This window comes from Luteimonas aquatica (assembly GCF_022662575.1).
GTDB lineage: Bacteria > Pseudomonadota > Gammaproteobacteria > Xanthomonadales > Xanthomonadaceae > Luteimonas > Luteimonas aquatica.
On record NZ_JALBFU010000050.1, the window covers coordinates 1 to 336 of the forward strand.

Annotated in this window: 1 protein-coding gene; it reads right to left on the reverse strand. The window is 67.0% G+C overall.

Annotated features, from left to right (window positions below; genetic code table 11):
- Positions 1-336: hypothetical protein (locus MD221_RS17470; protein WP_242113433.1), on the reverse strand; the 336-nt coding region annotated here is incomplete at both ends.

Genomic DNA, 336 nt, shown 5'->3' on the forward strand with positions numbered 1-336 from the left:
CTGTCCGGGTCGTTCTGCTGGGTCTTGCGGCCCATGCTGTCGTAGGTGAAGCTGTTCAGGATCGCGCCGCGCCCCGCATCGCGCGAGACGTAGTACAGACTGCCGTCGGCGTAGTAGCTGTAGAAGGCATGCAGCCCGTTCGCGCCGATGGTCTCGATGATCTCGCCCTGACCGTTGCGCACCTGCTTGGAGAGATTGTCGCGGGCATCGGTGGTGATGGTCGTCGAGCCGCTGTAGGCCGTCTTCACCGTCGCGCTCACGCCACCGGGTTCGGGCGAGGTGACCTGGGTCGGCCGGCCCAGCGCGTCGTAGGTCGTGGTCGTCCACAGCCGCGCG